This window comes from Serratia sp. 4542 (assembly GCF_016805595.1).
GTDB classification, from domain to species: Bacteria; Pseudomonadota; Gammaproteobacteria; order Enterobacterales; family Enterobacteriaceae; genus Serratia; species Serratia nevei.
In genome coordinates this window covers 593,216-613,104 of record NZ_RXKV01000010.1, presented here as the reverse complement: position 1 = coordinate 613,104, position 19,889 = coordinate 593,216, and the positions used below count along the sequence as shown (strand labels likewise).

17 protein-coding genes are annotated in these 19,889 nt (G+C 57.5%); 7 read left to right on the top strand and 10 right to left on the bottom strand.

Annotation, left to right across the window (positions count from 1 at the left end; translation table 11 throughout):
• Positions 1–9 precede the first annotated feature (9 nt).
• Both EKL15_RS15180 and EKL15_RS15175 read left to right on the top strand, forming a co-directional pair.
• Positions 10–1,017 carry a substrate-binding domain-containing protein gene (locus EKL15_RS15180; protein WP_060423804.1) on the top strand — a complete coding sequence of 336 codons (1,008 nt, stop codon included), beginning with the start codon at positions 10–12 and terminating at the stop codon, positions 1,015–1,017.
• A gap of 273 nt (positions 1,018–1,290) precedes the next feature.
• Entirely contained in the window at positions 1,291–1,554 is a 264-nt protein-coding gene (locus EKL15_RS15175) for a hypothetical protein (protein ID WP_019452732.1), read from the top strand.
• A gap of 46 nt (positions 1,555–1,600) precedes the next feature.
• Here the strand turns inward: EKL15_RS15175 and EKL15_RS15170 are convergent, their stop codons facing one another.
• Positions 1,601–2,152: a TetR/AcrR family transcriptional regulator gene (locus EKL15_RS15170; RefSeq protein WP_038877264.1), complete on the bottom strand. Its 552-nt coding sequence runs from the start codon at positions 2,150–2,152 to the stop codon at positions 1,601–1,603.
• A 126-nt stretch (positions 2,153–2,278) separates the two neighbouring features.
• Here EKL15_RS15170 and smfY point away from each other — a divergent pair, with 126 nt between their 5' ends.
• Together smfY and EKL15_RS15160 are read left to right on the top strand one after the other, a co-directional pair.
• On the top strand, positions 2,279–3,751 hold the full coding sequence (gene smfY, locus EKL15_RS15165) for a multidrug efflux MFS transporter SmfY (protein WP_100395692.1): 1,473 nt from the start codon (positions 2,279–2,281) through the stop codon (positions 3,749–3,751).
• Positions 3,752–3,951: 200 nt separating this feature from the next.
• Complete coding sequence (locus EKL15_RS15160; protein WP_004932132.1) at positions 3,952–4,443, top strand: Dps family protein; 492 nt, start codon at positions 3,952–3,954, stop codon at positions 4,441–4,443.
• A 45-nt stretch (positions 4,444–4,488) separates the two neighbouring features.
• Here the strand turns inward: EKL15_RS15160 and EKL15_RS15155 are convergent, their stop codons facing one another.
• Entirely contained in the window at positions 4,489–4,665 is a 177-nt protein-coding gene (locus EKL15_RS15155) for a YciY family protein (protein ID WP_025159792.1), read from the bottom strand.
• Positions 4,666–4,907: 242 nt separating this feature from the next.
• Between EKL15_RS15155 and cls the strand changes: the two genes are divergently transcribed.
• A complete protein-coding gene (gene cls, locus EKL15_RS15150) occupies positions 4,908–6,368 on the top strand; it encodes a cardiolipin synthase (RefSeq protein WP_038877257.1) in 1,461 nt (486 codons plus the stop codon).
• A gap of 56 nt (positions 6,369–6,424) precedes the next feature.
• Positions 6,425–6,748, top strand: a complete 324-nt coding sequence (locus tag EKL15_RS15145; RefSeq protein WP_004932139.1) for an HI1450 family dsDNA-mimic protein — start codon at positions 6,425–6,427, stop codon at positions 6,746–6,748.
• 73 nt (positions 6,749–6,821) lie between these two features.
• Here the strand turns inward: EKL15_RS15145 and oppF are convergent, their stop codons facing one another.
• From oppF to EKL15_RS15110, 7 genes are all read right to left on the bottom strand, one after another.
• Positions 6,822–7,823, bottom strand: a complete 1,002-nt coding sequence (gene oppF, locus EKL15_RS15140) for a murein tripeptide/oligopeptide ABC transporter ATP binding protein OppF (RefSeq protein WP_025303071.1) — start codon at positions 7,821–7,823, stop codon at positions 6,822–6,824.
• On the bottom strand, positions 7,820–8,836 hold the full coding sequence (locus EKL15_RS15135) for an ABC transporter ATP-binding protein (RefSeq protein WP_100395691.1): 1,017 nt from the start codon (positions 8,834–8,836) through the stop codon (positions 7,820–7,822). The genes oppF and EKL15_RS15135 overlap by 4 nt, the downstream gene beginning before the upstream one ends.
• An 11-nt stretch (positions 8,837–8,847) precedes the next feature.
• A complete protein-coding gene (gene oppC / locus EKL15_RS15130; RefSeq protein WP_049199092.1) occupies positions 8,848–9,756 on the bottom strand; it encodes an oligopeptide ABC transporter permease OppC in 909 nt (302 codons plus the stop codon).
• A gap of 14 nt (positions 9,757–9,770) precedes the next feature.
• On the bottom strand, positions 9,771–10,691 hold the full coding sequence (gene oppB, locus EKL15_RS15125; protein ID WP_004932150.1) for an oligopeptide ABC transporter permease OppB: 921 nt from the start codon (positions 10,689–10,691) through the stop codon (positions 9,771–9,773).
• A gap of 83 nt (positions 10,692–10,774) precedes the next feature.
• Positions 10,775–12,412: an oligopeptide ABC transporter substrate-binding protein OppA gene (oppA, locus tag EKL15_RS15120; RefSeq protein ID WP_049199093.1), complete on the bottom strand. Its 1,638-nt coding sequence runs from the start codon at positions 12,410–12,412 to the stop codon at positions 10,775–10,777.
• Between the two features lie 148 nt (positions 12,413–12,560).
• Entirely contained in the window at positions 12,561–14,198 is a 1,638-nt protein-coding gene (locus EKL15_RS15115) for an ABC transporter substrate-binding protein (protein WP_203089859.1), read from the bottom strand.
• A gap of 696 nt (positions 14,199–14,894) precedes the next feature.
• A complete protein-coding gene (locus EKL15_RS15110; protein ID WP_015378089.1) occupies positions 14,895–15,539 on the bottom strand; it encodes a YchE family NAAT transporter in 645 nt (214 codons plus the stop codon).
• A gap of 531 nt (positions 15,540–16,070) precedes the next feature.
• Here EKL15_RS15110 and adhE point away from each other — a divergent pair.
• Positions 16,071–18,743, top strand: a complete 2,673-nt coding sequence (gene adhE / locus EKL15_RS15105; RefSeq protein ID WP_060439800.1) for a bifunctional acetaldehyde-CoA/alcohol dehydrogenase — start codon at positions 16,071–16,073, stop codon at positions 18,741–18,743.
• Between the two features lie 119 nt (positions 18,744–18,862).
• Here the strand turns inward: adhE and EKL15_RS15100 are convergent, their stop codons facing one another.
• Complete coding sequence (locus tag EKL15_RS15100) at positions 18,863–19,447, bottom strand: thymidine kinase (protein WP_060423810.1); 585 nt, start codon at positions 19,445–19,447, stop codon at positions 18,863–18,865.
• Between the last annotated feature and the right edge of the window lie 442 nt (positions 19,448–19,889).

Below are 19,889 nucleotides of genomic sequence, written 5' to 3'. Positions count from 1 at the left end.
GAGAAAACCATGAATAAGACCAAGATAGCGTTGTTTGCCTCAGCCATGATGCTGGGTAGCCTGTCGGCAGCTCAGGCCGCCCCGGTTAAAATCGCGGTATTGATGTACGGCAACAAAGCCGAGTTCGTGCAATTGATGGAAAGGTTCGGCAAGGAACACCCGGCGGTGAAAAGCGGCGAAGCCGTGCTGACCTTCTACGATGGGCGTTATGATGCATCGGTGCAAAACGATCAGGCTGCCACCGCTATCCAGACGCGCGCCGATGCCATTATCGTCAATCCTATGGATTTTGAGGCCAATATCGATATCGTCACTAATGCCAACGAAGCCAAAATCCCGGTGGTGGTCACCAACGCGCGCCTGAACACGGACGCGATGACGTCTGAAGTGGTGTCTAATGACGAATTGGGGGGGTATCTGGAAGCCAAAGCCGTCCTGGACAAACTCGACTGCAAGAACCACAAGGTGAACGTGGTGATTATCGAAGGCCCGAAAGGCGGCAGCGGCGAGATCCAGCGCGGTAAGGGCAACGATAAAGCGATTGCCGAGTGCGGCGCCGGCCAGGTCACGGTACTTGAGCGCAAAACGGCCAACTGGTCACGCGCGGAAGCGCAGCCGCTGATGGAAAACTGGCTGCAGAAACACCGGGGTAAAATCAACGGCGTGATCGGCCAAAATGACGAGATGGCGCTGGGTGCTATCGAGGCGATCAAAGGCGCCGGCCTGAATGTGAAAGACTTCGCGATTGCCGGCGTTGACGGCGTTTCCGACGCGATTCATGCGGTGCAGGCCGGTGAAATGGTCTCTATCCTGCAAGATGCCAAAGGCCAGATGCAGGGGTCCATCGACGTCGCGCTGCGCGCCGTGAAAGGTGAAAGCTATCAACCTCAGTCGGATATCTGGAAGCAGTACGCCAAGGATCTGAAATGGGAGGGCGGCACGCAGAAGCATTACTACATTCCGTGGACCGTCGTTACCGCAGAGAACGCTCAAGCGCTGTTGGATGCCCGCAAATAATCCCCCGCCCCCTGGCTCCAGGGGGCCCTGCTATGGCACTTGTCTGCAAAAAAAAGCCAGCACGGAGTGGCTGGCTTAAAGGTTCTTCGAGGGAATATCTTGTTCGATAAACATACGCCTTTCGCCGCCCCCTTGACTAACTATCAGTGTGATAGGCGCCGCCGTCTGAGACTATTTTTTGCCGTTGCATGGTAAAGCGCCGCCGCTGACCTACACTTGAGCCGTAGTCAAGATGCAGTTACGGGTCGTTTTTATCTTCCAAAAGGAATAATTATGAAGGCAACTAAATATCTCTTGGCACTGCTGGCGTTCACCTCATTCTCTTCCCTGGCGGCAATTGAAATCACTCGGGAAGAGGCGGCGAAACATACCGAGATCGGTCCGGTGACCATTTCACAAGACGGCGACGACACCGTGGGGATCGACCATGCGCGTCTGTCGAAAGCGGTAGACGAAAAAGGCGGTAAGTATTACGTCATTATCGGTCGCGAGGGGAAAACCACCTTCGAAACCATCAATGCGATAGCCTATAAATAATCAGGCCTAGCCCGCGGCAGGCTGCTCCTGCCGCTTGTCCCTGCGCTTACTTGTCGCCGCCCGTCAATATCAATGCCTGCATATCGGCGAACATCGTTTCCCATTCCGCCTGGTCGATATCCATCAAACCAAAGTAACGCAGCATAAAGGCGCCTTCGGTGGCGAGAAACGCCAGGCGCGCGCGCTTGCCTTCTTCGGTCGTCAAATCCAAACCGGCGATGCGGCTGCGATACCATTCGCGCGTGCTCGCCAGATGCTCCGGCGTTTGAATCAACGTCGCCATCAGCCCGGCGGCCTTGGCGCTGGAGGTCTGATCCGAACTGTGGGTGGCCAGCATATGCGCCCGCACGGCGGTCTGCGGCGAAGGCTCGTCGCCGGCGATCGCCGTGAACAGCGTCTCATAGGCACTGCCCCAGCGATCGAACATGGCATCGATAAGGGCGTCTTTGCTGCCGAAACAATACTGCACCCCGCCCTTGGAGATCCCCATCGCTTTGGCGACGGCGTCGATGGTCAAGCCGGCGGCGCCCTGGGTGGCGACGATCTCTTCGGCGGTGTCCAAAACCTTGTCGCGATCGATGCTGCGTTGACGTCCCATTAAGAAACCCTTCTTTTCAATACGAACGTATGGATATATATTATCATCAGTATACCACCCGGCATCGCCGGTGGGTTACCCCAATGGCGGCGCCTCCGCGCCGCCCACGTTAACTGGATATGAATTATGTACGCCAAGAACCGCTGGTTGATCCTGACGATGGTCGCCAGCGCCCTTTTCCTGATCGTCATCGATATGACGGTGTTATATACCGCCCTGCCGCGCTTAACCCAGGCGCTGGACGCCAGCGCCTCGCAAAAACTCTGGATCGTCAACGCCTACCCGCTGGTGGTGGCCGGCCTGCTGCCCGGCGCCGGCATGCTGAGCGACCGCATCGGCCATAAGCGGCTGTTTCTCGCCGGGCTGCCGGTGTTTGCCGTCGCGTCACTGTGCGCCGCGTTCTCGCCCACCGCCGAGTGGCTGATCGCCGCCCGCGTGTTCCTCGCCGTTGGCGCGGCAATGATGATGCCCGCCACGCTGTCCATCGTGCGCCACGTCTTTACCGACGAACGCGAACGCGCGCTGGCAATCGGCATCTGGGCCTCGGTGGCCTCCGGCGGCGCGGCCATCGGCCCGGTGGTCGGCGGCCTGCTGCTGGAGTATTTCTGGTGGGGGTCGGTGTTCCTGATCAATGTGCCGGTCGTACTGCTGGTCTGGCCGCTGGCGTGGAAACTGATCCCGCGCTGCGGTGGCGATAACCCGCGCCCTTCGGACATCGTCGGTTCGGTGCAGATCATGATGGGTCTGGTCGGCGCCATCTATGCGCTGAAGGAGCTGAGCAAGCCGACGCCTGATGTGAGCGCCTTGCTTGTGGCGGCCCTGATCGGCGTGTTGTTCCTGGTGCTGTTCGTGCGTCGTCAGCAGCGCAGCGCCCACCCGATGATCGATTTCTCCCTGTTCCGCAACCGGCTGTTCGCAGGCGGCATCGGCGTGGCCCTGCTGTCGATGGTGGCGCTGATCGGCGTCGAGCTGGTGCTCAGCCAACGCCTACAGCTGGTGCTCGGCCTCAGCCCGCTGCAGGCGGCGCTGTTTATTTTGCCGATCCCGCTGGCCTCGGCGCTGGCGGGGCCCGTAGCCGGCCTGCTGTTGCCGCGCTACGGCGAACGCAGCATCATCCTCGGCGGCTTTGTCCTGACCACCTTCGGCATCGCCGGTGTTGCCGTGTGGTACCAGAGCGGCATGGCGCCGCAATTGGTCAGCCTGGCGCTGGTGGGCTTTGGCCTCGGCGGCGTGATCACCGCCGCTTCTACCGCCATCATGCTGAACGCGCCGGAGGAGAAGTCCGGCATGGCGGCGTCCATCGAAGACGTCTCCTACGAACTGGGTGGCGTGCTGGGCGTGACGCTGCTCGGCGGGTTGATGACGGCGGTTTACAGCCACAGCCTGGCGCTGCCGGCGGAGCTGCCGGTCAGCGATTTGGCCTACGACAGCATCGACGAAGCCCTGCGGCTGGCGGCCGGGCTGGCGGCCGATCGCGCGCAGCAGCTGACGCAGCTGGCGCGTCTGGCCTTTGATCGCGCGTTTATTACGGTGCTGATCGCCGCCGCATTGCTGATGGCGCTGGGCGCCGGCGCGGTGAAACTGGCGCTGCGCAAGTAACCGATAAAAGCGGCTTTTTTCGCCTGCGGATCCTGCGTAAACTGATTCGGCAATTTGCTCGACGGATTTATCGTCATCGGTTTTAGCGATGGCAATAATGCCTGTTATCGTGTTTAACCCTGCGATAAATCCGGTTACTGTAACAGCTATGGAAATTGATTCTGTCTACTATCGGAACAAATAATCAGGAGAAGATTATTATGGCAACGGCAAAGAAAGCAGCGAAAACCCATATCGGCCTCGACAGTAAACAATCGGCAAAACTCGCCGAGGCGCTGAACGCGCTGTTGGCGAACTATCAGGTGCTGTATATGAACGTGCGCGGCTATCACTGGAATATTACCGGCCCGCAGTTCTTTGAGCTGCACGCGAAATTCGAAGAGACATATAACGATCTGCTGACCAAGGTGGATGAGCTGGCGGAACGTATTCTGACGCTGGGCTCGCAGCCGCGCCACGCTTTCAGCGACTATCTGAAAACCGCCGACATCAAGGAACACACCAACGTGACCGATGATAAAGGCACGCTGCGCGGCCTGTTGGAAGGGTATTCAATCTTGCTGCAGCAGCAGCGTGAACTGCTGACGGTAGCGGCAGACGCCGGTGACGAAGGCACCGCGTCGCTGATGAGCGATTACATCAAAGAGCAGGAAAAACAGGTCTGGATGCTCAACGCCTATCTGGGCAAATAACCCAGGCGCCATAACAAAACAGTCCCTCACGGGACTGTTTTCGTTTTACCACTCGCAGGATACCGCAAACAGCAGCGCGCGCCGATGCTGATCGTCCAGGCGGCGCCGCACCCGGATAATATGGCGATTGCTGCACGACTGGCGTTCCAGCCAGCGATGCCGGCGGCGTTGGCTCTGCCGCAACATGCGCCAGCGGCCCACTTCATTTCTACTGCGTCTCATAATTCCGTCACTCGTTCGTCTAATGCCAACCGCGGGCATTATAGCCCTTTCCGTCCGTGATCCAAGCCGCAGTTATCGGCGGCACAGCGGGCGCCACGCGGGCAAAAACCGCCCTTTCATTTTCAGCAAGTGCCTTAACTTCATCATATTTATGTAACATAAGCGCCGATAAAAGGTTTCGCCTTGACCGATCTGTGCGTACACTCATCATTGGTGGTTTGCGAACGGGATTTTTCGCCTTTATGACAACATTTTATACCGTAATCAGTTGGCTCATGGTGTTCGGCTACTGGCTGCTGATCGCCGGCGTGACGATGCGCATTTTGATGAAACGCCGTGCGGTTCCCTCTGCCATGGCCTGGCTGCTGGTTATCTACATACTGCCGCTGTTCGGCATCGTGGCCTATTTATCGTTCGGCGAGCTGCATCTGGGCAAGCGCCGGGCCGAGCGCGCCAAGGCCATGTGGCCGTCAACCGCCCGCTGGCTGAAAGAGCTGAAAGAGAGCCGCCGCATCTTCGCCACCGAGTACAGCGAGGTCGCCGAACCGCTGTTCCAGCTGTGCAACCGCCGCCAGGGCATCGACGGCGTCAAGGGCAACCAGCTGCAGCTGCTCACCACCACCGATGACACGCTGAAAGCGCTGATCCGCGACATCGAACTGGCGCGGCACAACATCGAAATGGTGTTCTATATCTGGCAACCCGGCGGCCTGGTCGATCAGGTGGCCGAATCGCTGATGGCCGCCGCCCGACGCGGCGTACACTGCCGCCTGATGCTCGACTCCGCCGGCAGCCTGCAATTTTTCCGCAGCCCCTACCCGGCGATGATGCGCAACGCCGGCATCGAAGTGGTCGAGGCGCTGAAGGTCAACCTGCTGCGCGTATTTCTACGCCGCATGGACCTGCGCCAGCACCGCAAGGTGGTGCTGATCGACAACTACATCGCCTATACCGGCAGCATGAACATGGTCGATCCGCGCTACTTCAAGCAGGATGCGGGCGTCGGCCAATGGATCGATCTGATGGCGCGCATGGAAGGCCCGGTGGCCACCACCATGGGCATCGTCTATGCCTGCGACTGGGAGATTGAAACCGGCAAGCGCATTCTGCCGCCACCGCCGGACGTCAACATCATGCCGTTCGAACAGGAGAGCGGCCATACCATTCAGGTGATCGCCTCCGGCCCCGGCTTCCCCGAGGAGATGATCCACCAGGCGCTGCTGACCGCGGTCTATTCCGCCCGCGAGCAGCTGATCATGACCACGCCGTACTTCGTGCCAAGTGACGATCTGCTGCACGCCATTTGCACCGCCGCCCTGCGCGGCGTCGAGGTCAGCATCATCGTGCCGCGCGACAACGATTCGATGATGGTGCGCTGGGCCAGCCGCGCGTTCTTCTCCGAGCTGCTGGAGGCCGGGGTTAAGATCTATCAGTTCGAAGGCGGCCTGCTGCATACCAAGAGCGTGCTGGTGGACGGCCAGCTCAGCCTGGTCGGCACCGTCAATCTGGACATGCGCAGCCTGTGGCTGAATTTCGAAATCACGCTGGTGATCGACGATGACGGCTTCGGCAGCGATTTGGCCTGCGTGCAGGAAGATTACATCGCCCGTTCCCAGCTGCTGAACGCCAAAGAGTGGCTGAAGCGGCCGTTCTGGCATCGCCTGGTCGAGCGCCTGTTCTACTTTTTCAGCCCGCTGCTGTAAAAGCCGCGGCGAGCGTGCTTTAATAGCGCCAAATCATTTGTTATCAGGATTTTTTTATGGATTTGAATAACCGCCTTACCGAAGACGAAACGCTGGAACAGGCCTACGACATCTTCCTCGAATTGGCCGGCGACAATCTGGATCCGGCGGATATTCTGCTGTTCAACCTGCAGTTTGAAGAGCGCGGCGGCGCCGAACTGTACGATCCCTCCGAAGACTGGAGCGAGCACGTGGATTACGACCTGAACCCGGACTTCTTCGCCGAGGTGGTGATCGGTCTGGCGGACAGCGACGGCGAGCCGATCAACGACGTGTTCGCCCGCGTGCTGATCTGCCGTGAGAAAGACCACAAGCTGTGCCACATTCTGTGGAAAGAGTGATTCGCCGTTAGCGCATCGGATAAAAAAAGCCCCGCTCATTCAGCGGGGCTTTTTGTTGCCGACTAGCGGCACATTACAGCGGATCGACCTTCAGGCAGGACACCGCGTGGCGGAAACTGCCCTCCAGCAGCGGACGCGTCTTGGCGCACTCCGGCCCGGCTATCGGGCAGCGGGTGCGGAACACGCAACCGGTCGGCGGGTTGATCGGCGAAGGCAGCTCCCCTTCCAACAGCTGGATCTGCTTCTCCTTCTCCTTGTCCGGATCCGGGATCGGCACCGCAGACATCAGCGCTTTGGTGTAAGGGTGCTGCGGGTTGTGGTACACCTCGTCATAGGTGCCCAGCTCCACCGCATGGCCCAGATACATCACCAGCACGCGATCGGAAATGTGCTTCACCACCGCCAAGTCGTGGGCGATAAAGATCAGTGACAGGCCCATTTCGCGCTGCAGCTGCTGCAACAGGTTCACCACCTGCGCCTGAATCGATACGTCCAGCGCGGAGACCGGCTCGTCGCAGATCACCAGCTTCGGCTCGAGGATCAGCGCGCGTGCGATGCCGATACGCTGGCACTGGCCGCCGGAAAACTCGTGCGGGTAGCGGTTGATCAGGTTAGGCAGCAGGCCGACCTTCAGCATCATTGCCTTGACCTTGTCCTTCACTTCCTGACGCGGCATTTTCGGGTAGTAGGTGCGCAGCGGCTCGGCGATGATCTCGCCGATGGTCATGCGCGGGTTGAGCGAAGCCAGCGGATCCTGGAAGATCATCTGAATATCGCTGCGGGTTTTGCGCCAGTCGGCGTCGCTCATGCCCAGCAGATCTTTTCCCAGCCAGGCAACGCGCCCGCTGGTGGCCTTCACCAGGCCGATGATGGCGCGCGCGAAGGTGGATTTGCCACAGCCGGATTCGCCGACCACGCCCAGGGTTTCCCCCTCGAACAGCCGCAGCGTGACGCCATCGACCGCTTTCAGGGTTTTCGGCGGCTGCCAGAACCACTGTTTATCGTCATGAATGTCGAAGTGCACTTTCAGATCGGCCACTTCGAGCAGCACTTTCTTGTCGGTTACCGCTGTCATACCAACGCCTCCACCGGTTTAAAGCAGGCGCGCAGGCGCCCTTCCCCAAATTGCTCCAACGGCGGAGCGCTCGCGCACTGCTCCATGGCGTACGGACAGCGCGGCTGGAACGGGCAGCCTTTCGGCAACCGCAGCAGGTTCGGCGGGTTGCCGGGAATGGTCAGCAACGCTTCGCCTTCGGCATCGAGACGCGGCACCGCGTTCAACAGACCGATAGAGTACGGGTGGCTCGGCTGGTAGAACACCTCGCGCGCACTGCCGTATTCCATGGTGCGGCCGGCGTACATTACCAGCACCTTGTTGCAGATGCCGGCCACCACGCCCAGGTCGTGGGTGATCATGATGATGGCGGTGTTGAACTCGCGCTTCAGCTCGTTGAGCAGCGTCATGATCTGCGCCTGAACGGTAACGTCCAGCGCGGTGGTCGGTTCGTCGGCAATCAGCAGCTTTGGCCGACACAGCAGCGCCATGGCGATCATCACGCGCTGGCGCATGCCACCGGAAAACTCATGCGGATACATGCGCATGCGCTTGCGCGCTTCCGGCATTTTCACCGCGTCGAGCATGCGTACCGACTCATCAAAGGCTTCGCTTTTGCTCATTTTCTTATGCAGCATCAGCACTTCCATCAGCTGTTCGCCAACGCGCATATAAGGGTTGAGCGAGGTCATCGGGTCCTGGAAGATCATCGAGATCTCTTCTGCCCGCAGCTTGTTGAGCTGATTTTCCGGCAGGTTGAGGATTTCACGGCCGTTGAATTTGGCCGAGCCGCCGATGCGGCCATTGCTGGCCAGCAGGCCCATCAGAGCGAACGCTGTCTGCGATTTACCGGAGCCGGACTCACCGACGATGCCCAGCGTTTCCCCGGCGCGCAGGTCGAAGTTCAGATCGTTCACCGCCGTCACGTCGCCGTCCGGGGTGGAGAACGTGACGCGCAGGTCTTTCACGTCCAGCAGCGGCGACGTTTTGACCCCGGCGCCGGTTTGCAGTTGAGGATGTTCAATGGTGCTCATGATTGCACTCCTTAACGATCTTTCGGGTCGAGGGCGTCACGCAGGCCATCGCCGATAAAGTTGAAACAGAACAGAGTGACAACCAGGAAACCCGCCGGGAACAGCAGCAACCACGGTGAAACTTCCATTGAGTTGGCGCCGTCGCTGAGCAATGCGCCCCAACTGCTGAGCGGCTCCTGCGTGCCCAGCCCCAGGAAACTGAGGAAGGATTCGAACAGGATCATGCTCGGCACCAGCAGCGACGCATACACCACCACCACGCCGAGCACGTTCGGCACGATATGGCGCAGCACGATATTGCGCGTGGAGACGCCGCACACCAGCGCCGCTTCGATGAATTCCTTACGCTTCAGGCCGAGGGTTTGGCCGCGCACGATACGCGCCATATCCAGCCACGACACCATGCCGATCGCCACGAAGATGAGCAGGATGTTCTGGCCGAAGAAGGTCACCAGCAGGATCACGAAGAACATGAACGGGAAGGAGTTGAGGATCTCCAGCAGGCGCATCATCACCGAGTCGACCTTGCCGCCCAGATAGCCGGACATTGCGCCGTACAGGGTGCCCACCACCACCGCCACCAGCGCCGCCGCCACGCCGACCATCAGCGAGATGCGCCCGCCGATCGCCACGCGCACCAGCAGATCGCGCCCGGAGGAGTCAGTGCCGAAATAGTGCCCCGATTCCACGCTTGGGGCGGCGGACATCATCGCCCAGTCGGTATCGTCGTAGGCAAACTGCGACAGCATCGGCGCCAGCGCCACAAACAGCGTGATCAGCACCAGAATAAACAGGCTGCTGACCGCCGCGCGGTTGTGCATAAAGCGCCGACGCGCGTCTTGCCACAGGCTGCGCCCTTCCACTTCCAGCTTCTCGCTGAAGTTTTCCAGAGCTTCGCTGTTCTTTTTAGTCAACATCATTCGCGTGCTCCAGATTAATAACGGATTTTCGGATCGATGACCGCATACAGCACATCGACGATCGCGTTGAACAGAATGGTCAGGGCGCCCACCAGAATGGTCAGGCTCAGCACCAGGGAGTAGTCGCGGTTCAGCGCGCCGTTAACGAACAGCTGGCCGATCCCCGGCAGACCGTAGATGGTTTCGATCACCATCGATCCGGTGATGATACCGACGAACGCCGGCCCCATGTAGGACAGCACCGGCAGCAGCGCCGGCTTCAGCGCGTGGCGGAAAATGATGCGACGCATCGGCAAGCCTTTGGCGCGCGCGGTACGGATGAAGTTGGAGTGCAGCACTTCAATCATCGAGCCACGCGTGATACGGGCGATGCTGGCGATATAGGCCAGCGACAGCGCCACCATCGGCAGGATGATGAATTTAGGCGCGCCGCCGTTCCAGCCACCGCCCGGCAGCCATTTCAGCGTGATGGCGAAGATCAGCACCAGCAGCGGCGCCACCACGAAACTGGGTATCACCACCCCGGTCATGGCGAACCCCATCACCGTGTAGTCCCATTTGGTGTTCTGATTCAGCGCGGCAATCACGCCTGCGCTCACCCCCAGCACCACCGCCAGCAGAAACGCGGCCAGGCCGAGTTTGGCGGACACCGGGAAAGAGCTGGCGACCAGATCGTTCACCGAATAGTCCTTGTATTTAAAGGACGGGCCGAAGTCTCCCTGCGCAAGCTGCGCCAGATAATGACCGTACTGTTTCCAGATCGGGTCGTTCAAATGATATTTGGCTTCGATGTTCGCCATAACTTCCGGCGGCAATGCGCGTTCCCCGGTAAATGGACTGCCGGGTGCCAGGCGCATCATGAAGAATGAGATGGTGATAAGGATAAATAGTGTCGGGATCGCTTCCAACAAGCGACGAAGTATAAATTTAAGCATTGCCCTAACCCTGTGCGACAGCCTGATGACGGCTTATTATTCTCAACATGGGCCGGCGGCCTGCGCCGCCGGCTCTTACCGTATCAATGCTTGATGATGTACAGGTTTTTGTCGTACACGTTATCAAGCGGGTCTTTGCCGGTGTAACCACCGACGTAAGGTTTCACCAAACGGGCGTTCACATAGTAATACAGCGGAACGATGGCGGAATCTTTGTCCAGCTGAACTTCCGCTTTCTGATACAGCTCGGCGCGCTCGTCTTTGGTCTTCGCGGTCAACACGTTGGCCATCAGCTTGTCGAACTCGGCGCTCTTGTAGTGCGGGGTGTTACTGCTGCTGTCGGACAGCATCATGTTCAGGAACGAGCTCGGCTCGTTGTAGTCGGCACACCAGCCGGCGCGCGCCACGTCATAGGTGCCCTGATGACGGGTATCCAGGAAGGTTTTCCACTCCTGGTTCACCAGCTTCACGTCCACGCCCAGGTTTTTCTTCCAGATGGAGGCCGCGGCGATCGCCAGCTTCTTGTGCAGATCGGAGGTGTTGTACAACAGGGAGAAGGTCAGCGGTTTGCCCGGGCCGTAGCCGGCGTCGGCCAGCAGTTTCTTCGCCACTTCGTTGCGTTTTTCCTGCGTCCAGCCGAACCACTCCGGTGCGGTCAGCTTGGCACCGTCGGTGTATGGCGGCGTAAAGCTGTAGGCCGGCAGGTCGCCCTGGTTTTTCACCTTGTTGACGATGATGTCGCGGTCCATGCCCAGCTTCAGCGCTTCACGCACGCGCGCATCGGTGAACGGCGCCTTCTGGTTGTTGATTTCGTAGTAATAGGTGCACAGGTAAGGATCGACATGCACCTCTTTCGGGATCTCTTTCTTCAGCTTCTGGAACAGTTCGATCGGCATGTTGTTGTAGGTCATGTCGATTTCACCGGTGCGGTAGCGGTTAACGTCGGTCACTTCCGACGAAATAGGCAGGAACGTCACTTTATTGATGATGGTTTTGGCGTTATCCCAATATTCCGGGTTGCGTTCCAGTACGATGCGTTCGTTGACAATCCAGTCTTTCAGTTTGTAAGCGCCGTTGCTGACGTAGTTGGCCGGCAGCGTCCACTTCTCGCCAAACTTCTCTACCGCGTCTTTGTAAACCGGCTTCATGGCGTAGTGCGGGGTCATTTCAACCAGATAAGGCACCGGCTCGCTCAGGGTCACCTGGAAGGTGTGGTCGTCGATGGCCTTCACGCCCAGCGTCGACTTGTCTTTTTTACCGGCGATGATGTCATCGACGTTTTCCACATGGGCGTACTGCAGGTAGCTGGCGTAAGGCGACGCGGTTTTCGGATCCACCACGCGCTGCCAGCTGTAGACGAAATCTTGCGCCGTCACCGGCTTGCCGTTGGACCATTTTGCGTCTTTACGCAGGTGGAAGGTCCAGACTTTGAAATCCTTGTTATCCCAGCTTTCCGCGACGCCCGGCACGATGGAACCGTCCGGGCTGTTGTTCGCCAGGCCTTCCATCAGGTCGCGCGTGACGTTGTTTTCCGGCACGCCCTCGATCTTGTGCGGATCCAGCGACTGCACTTCGGAACCGTTGTTTTTGACGATTTCTTGCTTGTCGGCCAGCTGCACGCCCGCCGGGACGTCAGCGGCGAAAGCGCTGGTGGTTGCTGTGATACCCAGCGCGGCGATGACGCCGGCGGCAATGAGCGTTTTCTTCGTGATGTTGGTCATACTTATCGACTCCAGTTTTTTATTATCACAGGCTCTTCGTGGAACCCGCGTTGCCCGTAAGCGGACTTTGTTTTCCCGCCGCCGCGGAACGAATGCGGCGGCCGGCCTTCCCTATATTCCCCTGCCCCTCGGCGGGAGGAATACTCCTTTACTGCTTGATAATGTAAAGATTTTTAACGTCGGTATAGTCCAGCGGATCTTTGCCGGTGAACCCACCCACCGTCGGCTTGATCAAACGCGCGCTGACGCGGTAATAAACCGGGACCAACGCGGAGTCTTTGTCCAGCTGCGCTTCCGCCTGCTGATAGAGCGCGGCGCGCGCGGCCTCATCCGGCGCCTTCAGCGTGGCGGCCATGATGCCGTCGAACGCCGGGCTCTTGTAGAACACGGTATTGATGCTGCTGTTGGACAGAACCAGGTTCAGGAACGCGCTGGGTTCGTTGTAATCCCCGCACCAGGTGGCACGCGCCACGTCGTATTGCCCCTGATGGCGGCTCTCCAGCGAAGTTTTCCATTCCTGGTTGCGCAGCGTGACCTCGGCGCCCAGGTTCTTCTTCCACATCGACGCGGCAGCGATCGCCTGTTGTTTGTTTTGATCGGAGGTGTTGTACAGCAGCGAGAACTTCAGCGGCTTGGCGTCGCTGTAGCCCGCTTCCGCCAGCAGTTTCCTGGCTTCGGCGTTGCGTTGCTCCTGACTCCAGCCGGCCCACGCAGGCTGAGTGAAGCTGGCGCCTTCCGTGAAGGTTGGCGTGAAGCTGTAGGCCGGGATTTGCCCCTGGCCCATGATCTTGTTGGCGATAATGTCGCGATCCAGCGTCATCTTCACCGCCGTACGCACGCGCGGATCGGTGAACGGCGCCCGCTTGTTATTGAGCTCGTAATAGAAGGTGCACAGATAAGGGTTAACGTGCAGCTGCTCGGGCATTTCGCGTTTCATCTTGACGTACAGGTACGGCGGAATGGCGCTGTTGGTGATGTCGATCTCGCCGCTGCGGAAGCGGTTGACGTCGCTGACCTCCGAGGTAATCGGCAGGAAGGTCGCCTGATTGATCACCGTTTGCTTGTTGTTCCAGTAGCTCGGGCTGCGCTCCAGCACAATGCGTTCGTTCACCACCCACTCTTTCAGGCGGTAAGCGCCGTTGCCGACATAGTTGGCGGGCAGCGTCCATTTATCGCCGAATTTCTCCACCACCGCCTGTTTCACCGGTTTGAGCGACGTGTGGCTCAGCATGCTGATGAAATACGGCACCGGTTCGCTCAGGGTCACCTGCAGCGTCTGGTCGTCCAACGCCTTAACGCCGAGGGTCTGCGGGCTCTTCTTGCCGGTCAGGATGTCGTCGATATTCTCGACTTTGGTGTATTGCAGGTAGCTGGCATAGGGCGAAGCGATTTTCGGATCGGCCAGACGCTGCCAGCTGTAGACGAAGTCTTGCGCGGTCACCGGGCTGCCGTCGCTCCACACCGCGCCGGGGCGCAGGTGGAAGGTCCACTGCTGATAATTCTGGTTTTCCCAGCTTGTCGCCGCCGCCGGCACCACATGCCCGTTGGCGTCGGTGCTCACCAGCCCTTCCAGCAGGTTAAGAATGATATTGCTTTCCGGGACGCCCTCGACCTTATGCGGATCCAATGAAGCCACTTCGCTACCGTTGTTGATCACAATATTCTGCTGCTGCGCCAATTGGACGCCGGCCGGAACCTCTGCCGCCAAACTGCTATTTATGGCGCCGGCGCCCAGCGCGCCGCTAATCAACAAGGTCAAAGAAGTACGCTTCAGGGTTTGCTGCATAATCGAGGCTCCTTTTCACCGACAAGCATCGCTTATCGAAGTTTGTGAAGTGTTTATAAGAATTCTAAATAAACGGATACCAGCAAAAATCATTCCCGTTTTTGTGGCGCATTTCAGTTAATTGACCACGGGAAAGTTGCTCGGAAATTAGCAGAAGCCAAATTCCATAGCCAATAAATTTTACGAAAATGTTAAGCAATTCTCTTTTATCGCACGAAGCCCAATCCGGCCACCAAGATGGAAGGCAGGAAAAATCGAGGTCATCAGTATGATTTTAAAGACAAAAAAACCACATTCATTTCAATTGAAACCATCAGCACGATCTCACTGCTGCAAAAAGAAACATTCAGTTAACAATCTAACCATTCAAAGAACAAACACCTGCCTATGTGCGGTTAATCACTAATAACACCTGGATGAAAGTGAGACAAGCCCCACAGAATGATGTGACTAATTTAACAACAGCGTGACCGTTTAGCGGGGGCGAAATGGGCAGAAATGGGGGAGGAAAAGTGATTGAAATAACGCTTAGCGTTTTTTTTGAGCAACAACATGAGATTTATGCAACATAAGAGTGCAACCGCATAAATTTTATTCATCCTGTGCACTATAATAATGCGAGCCAATAAATAATTTAAACTTTAAAATTAATTTTAGCCGCGCTAACGCGAAAGGTGCGCGGCTAAACAAGGCGTATTACAACAAGCCGGGGAATATCGCCTTAATGCCGGTAACGATAAACTCGATGCCGAGCGCCATCAGCAGCAGACCCATGATACGGGTGATCACGTTGATGCCGGTCTGCCCCAGCAAACGCACCAACAGCGGCGCGGCGCGGAACAACAGCCAGCAGCAAAAGGCGAACAAGGCGATAGCGACCGTAAAACCGAGCAGGCTTTGCCAGTTGTGATAACGGGAGCTCCACACGATGGTGGAACTGATCGCCCCCGGCCCCGCCATCAGCGGCAGCGCTAGCGGCACTACGCCGATGCTTTCGCGGATCGCGCTCTCCGACTTCTCCTGTTTGTTCTGTTTGTCTTCCCCCAGCTTGCCGCTGATCATCGACATGGCGATGGTCACCACCAGAATACCGCCGGCGATGCGGAACGAATCGATAGAGATGCCGAACATCCGCAGGATCCCTTCCCCCAGGAACAGCGAGGTCCACAGAATGATGGCGACCGACAGGTTGGCGGTCAGGTTGGTTTTATTGCGCCCCGCTTCCGCCTGGTAACTGGTCATGCTGATGAACACCGGCAAAATGCCCACCGGGTTGACCAGTGCAAACAGACCGACAAAGAACTTGATAAAGCCGGAAAGATCCAACAGAGATTGGCCCACAGATGGCTCCGCGTTAAGTACTATAAAAAGGTGTGCTGCCTATGCGCGCTAATGTAATGGAATTGCCGCGGGTAATCCATCCGGCCAGAGCAGCATTTTTGACTGTCAGCAAGTTATGCAGCGAAACAAATGCCCTTTGTTAAAGTGATGTATGGCCTTTTGATTTTTTATGTTGAAAAAAGAGTCATTGCTCACAGTTATCAAGAATGATTCCCAACACCCGCAAGCTGAAAGGTGTCAGCTTGCAGTTTTCATGATTTAGATCACAAATCAACTACCCAACAGTGGGTAAGCTCTTAGTCGTAGGCAGGGAGTAGAACAAAGTGGGTGGCCACATCGCCGATTCCGTTCTCCTCACGGTCTGCCCCTCCGGCTGGCGTAGGGTAAAGCTCTTTAAGCAAATCAGCAGCATGCGAAGAAATAACGCGGGAAAGCCCCGGTATTCTCATCACCGTTTATTCCCGTTAGGACTATACTAGTGGCTCGCACGGCTTATTTACTGAAAGAGTTTAACATTATCAGGAGAGCATTATGGCTGTAACGAATGTCGCTGAACTGAACGAGCTTGTCGCACGTGTCAAAAAAGCCCAGCGCGAATATGCCAACTTCACTCAAGAGCAAGTGGATAAAATCTTCCGCGCTGCCGCCCTCGCCGCTGCTGATGCCCGTATCCCGTTGGCCAAAATGGCCGTGGAAGAATCCGGAATGGGTATCGTCGAAGACAAAGTGATCAAAAACCACTTCGCTTCCGAGTACATCTACAACGCCTATAAAGACGAAAAAACCTGTGGCATCCTGTCTGAAGATGACACCTTCGGTACCATCACCATCGCCGAACCTATCGGCCTGATTTGCGGTATCGTTCCTACCACCAACCCAACTTCTACCGCGATCTTCAAAGCGCTGATCAGCCTGAAAACCCGTAACGGCATCATCTTCTCGCCGCACCCGCGTGCGAAGAATGCCACCAATAAAGCCGCCGATATCGTGCTGCAGGCCGCTATCGCCGCCGGCGCGCCAAAAGACATCATCGGTTGGATCGACCAACCGACCGTCGAGCTGTCCAACCAGCTGATGCACCACCCGGACATCAACCTGATCCTGGCCACCGGTGGCCCGGGCATGGTGAAGGCCGCCTACAGCTCCGGCAAGCCTGCCATCGGCGTCGGTGCCGGTAATACCCCGGTCGTGGTAGACGAAACCGCAGACATCAAGCGCGTGGTCGCCTCTATCCTGATGTCCAAAACCTTCGACAGCGGCGTTATCTGCGCTTCCGAACAGTCGGTCATCGTCGTCGACGCTATTTATGATGCGGTACGCGAACGTTTCGCTTCCCACGGCGGCTATCTGCTGCAGGGTAAAGAACTGAAAGCGGTTCAGGACATCATCCTGAAAAACGGCGGTCTGAACGCGGCCATCGTGGGGCAATCCGCACCGAAAATCGCCGAGATGGCGGGCATCAAAGTGCCGGCCAACACCAAAGTGCTGATCGGCGAAGTGAAGCTGGTCGACGAGTCCGAGCCTTTCGCACATGAAAAACTGTCGCCTACCCTGGCGATGTACCGGGCCAAAGATTTCGAAGACGCCGTCGCCAAAGCTGAGAAACTGGTCGCCATGGGCGGTATCGGCCACACCTCCTGCCTGTACACCGACCAGGATAACCAAACGGCTCGCATCGCCTACTTCGGCGATAAAATGAAAACGGCTCGTATCCTGATCAACACCCCGGCTTCTCAGGGCGGTATCGGCGACCTGTATAACTTCAAACTCGCGCCTTCGCTGACGCTGGGTTGCGGCTCCTGGGGTGGTAACTCCATCTCTGAGAACGTCGGACCTAAACACCTGATCAACAAGAAAACTGTAGCGAAGCGAGCAGAAAACATGTTGTGGCATAAACTTCCGAAATCGATCTACTTCCGCCGGGGCTCGCTGCCTATCGCGCTGGAAGAAGTGGCGACCGACGGGGCAAAACGCGCCTTCATCGTGACCGACCGTTTCCTGTTCAACAACGGCTATGCCGACCAGATCACCAAGGTTCTGAAGTCTCACGGCATCGAAACCGAAGTGTTCTTCGAAGTGGAAGCCGATCCGACGCTGAGCATCGTGCGCAAGGGCGCAGAGCAGATGAACTCCTTCAAACCGGACGTCATCATCGCGCTGGGCGGCGGTTCGCCGATGGACGCCGCGAAAATCATGTGGGTGCTGTACGAACATCCTGAAACCCACTTCGAGGATCTGGCGCTGCGCTTCATGGACATCCGTAAGCGTATCTACAAGTTCCCGAAAATGGGCGTGAAAGCGAAAATGATCGCCATCACCACCACGTCAGGCACCGGTTCGGAAGTCACGCCGTTTGCCGTCGTAACCGACGACACCACCGGACAGAAATACCCGTTGGCCGACTATGCGCTGACCCCGGACATGGCAATTGTCGATGCCAACCTGGTGATGAACATGCCGAAATCCCTGTGCGCCTTCGGCGGTCTGGATGCGGTCACCCACGCGCTGGAAGCCTACGTTTCGGTGCTGGCGAACGAATACTCCGACGGCCAGGCGTTGCAAGCGCTGAAACTGTTGAAAGAGTATCTGCCGGCCAGCTATAAAGAAGGCGCGAAAAATCCGGTTGCCCGTGAACGCGTGCACAACGCCGCCACCATCGCCGGTATCGCCTTCGCCAACGCCTTCCTCGGGGTCTGTCACTCCATGGCGCACAAGCTGGGTTCGGAGTTCCACATTCCGCACGGCCTGGCCAACGCGATGCTGATTTCCAACGTCATTCGCTACAACGCGAACGACAACCCGACCAAGCAGACGGCCTTCAGCCAGTACGACCGCCCTCAGGCGCGCCGCCGCTACGCTGAAATCGCCGACCACCTCGGCCTGAGCGCACCGGGCGACCGCACTGCGCAGAAGATTGAGAAACTGCTGGCCTGGCTGGACGAGCTGAAAACCGAGTTGGGCATCCCAACCTCCATCCGTGAAGCGGGTGTGCAGGAAGCGGACTTCCTGGCGAAAGTCGACAAGCTGTCGGAAGATGCATTCGACGACCAATGTACCGGCGCCAACCCACGCTATCCGCTGATTGCCGAGCTGAAGCAAATCATGCTGGATACCTTCTACGGCCGCGAATTCAGCGAAGCGGTAGAAGAGGAAGCGGCCGCTCCGGCTGCCGCCAAAGCCGCGGTAAAGAAGCCCAAGAAATAACGGTTCCGTGAACCGATAAAAAAACCCGCCAAACGGCGGGTTTTTTATTGCGCCTGAGGCGCTGCATTTCGATTCACGCCGCCAAAACGCTTCAGCGGGCTCTAGCGGCATTTTCACCCTTAGTCCAGGGAGTGAATCGCCTCTTTATAATGCTTGCGGCAGACGGAGACATAGCTCTCGTTACCGCCAATCACCACCTGTTCACCGGCATGCATCGCTTTGCCATTCTCGTCCAGTCGCAGCACCATATTGGCTTTGCGCCCGCAGTGACAGATGGTTTTCAATTCCACCAGCTTATCCGCCCAGGCCAGCAAATAGTGGCTGCCGGTAAACAGCTCACCGAGAAAATCGGTGCGCAGGCCGTAACACAATACGGGAATGTCCAGTTGGTCCACCACATCGCACAATTGCTCAACCTGCGCTTTGGTCAGGAACTGGCTTTCATCGAGCAGCACACAATGCACCTGCTGCTGTTGATGCTCTTGCTGAATCATGGCGAAGAGCATTGAGTCGTTGTTATAGAGCTGGGCCTGTGAAGATAACCCGATGCGCGAGCTGACTTTGCCTACGCCATAGCGGTGATCGATCTCCGCGGTGAACACCAGCGTGCGCATACCACGCTCTTGATAGTTATATGAAGACTGTAGCAGCGCGGTAGACTTGCCGGCATTCATCGCAGAGTAATAAAAATAAAGTTGAGCCATGGCCCCGCCACTCCGATGGTATAAGAAATATTCAAATGTTGATTAGGACGGTGAGTGTACCATAACCCGCCCCCCGGCTCAGCCCAAAGCGAACGAATATTGCGTTCGCCGTAATAATGCGCTTTCAAGCGAAACATATCGTTCTGTCGGCATGTTCTTTTTACAGCTATTTACAGGATAATGTATGCCTGTCATCACTATTAATTCTTGCTAATGGTTAGCCCCGGGCATTTGCCCATTAATGCATAGCCGCCCTTTCCCCTCCGCAGGCGCTGTAGCTGCGGCGGAACGCCTGTCTATTTATAGGTGAGGCCAATAACGGGCATTTAATCGCCTTCGCCGACGCCCCGACGTTACCTGACGCAATCTTTACCTATATACCCCTATTGTTTACAATGTCTGCCTTGCCATGGCGTGATTAAGCCCACAGAACCCATTGTAA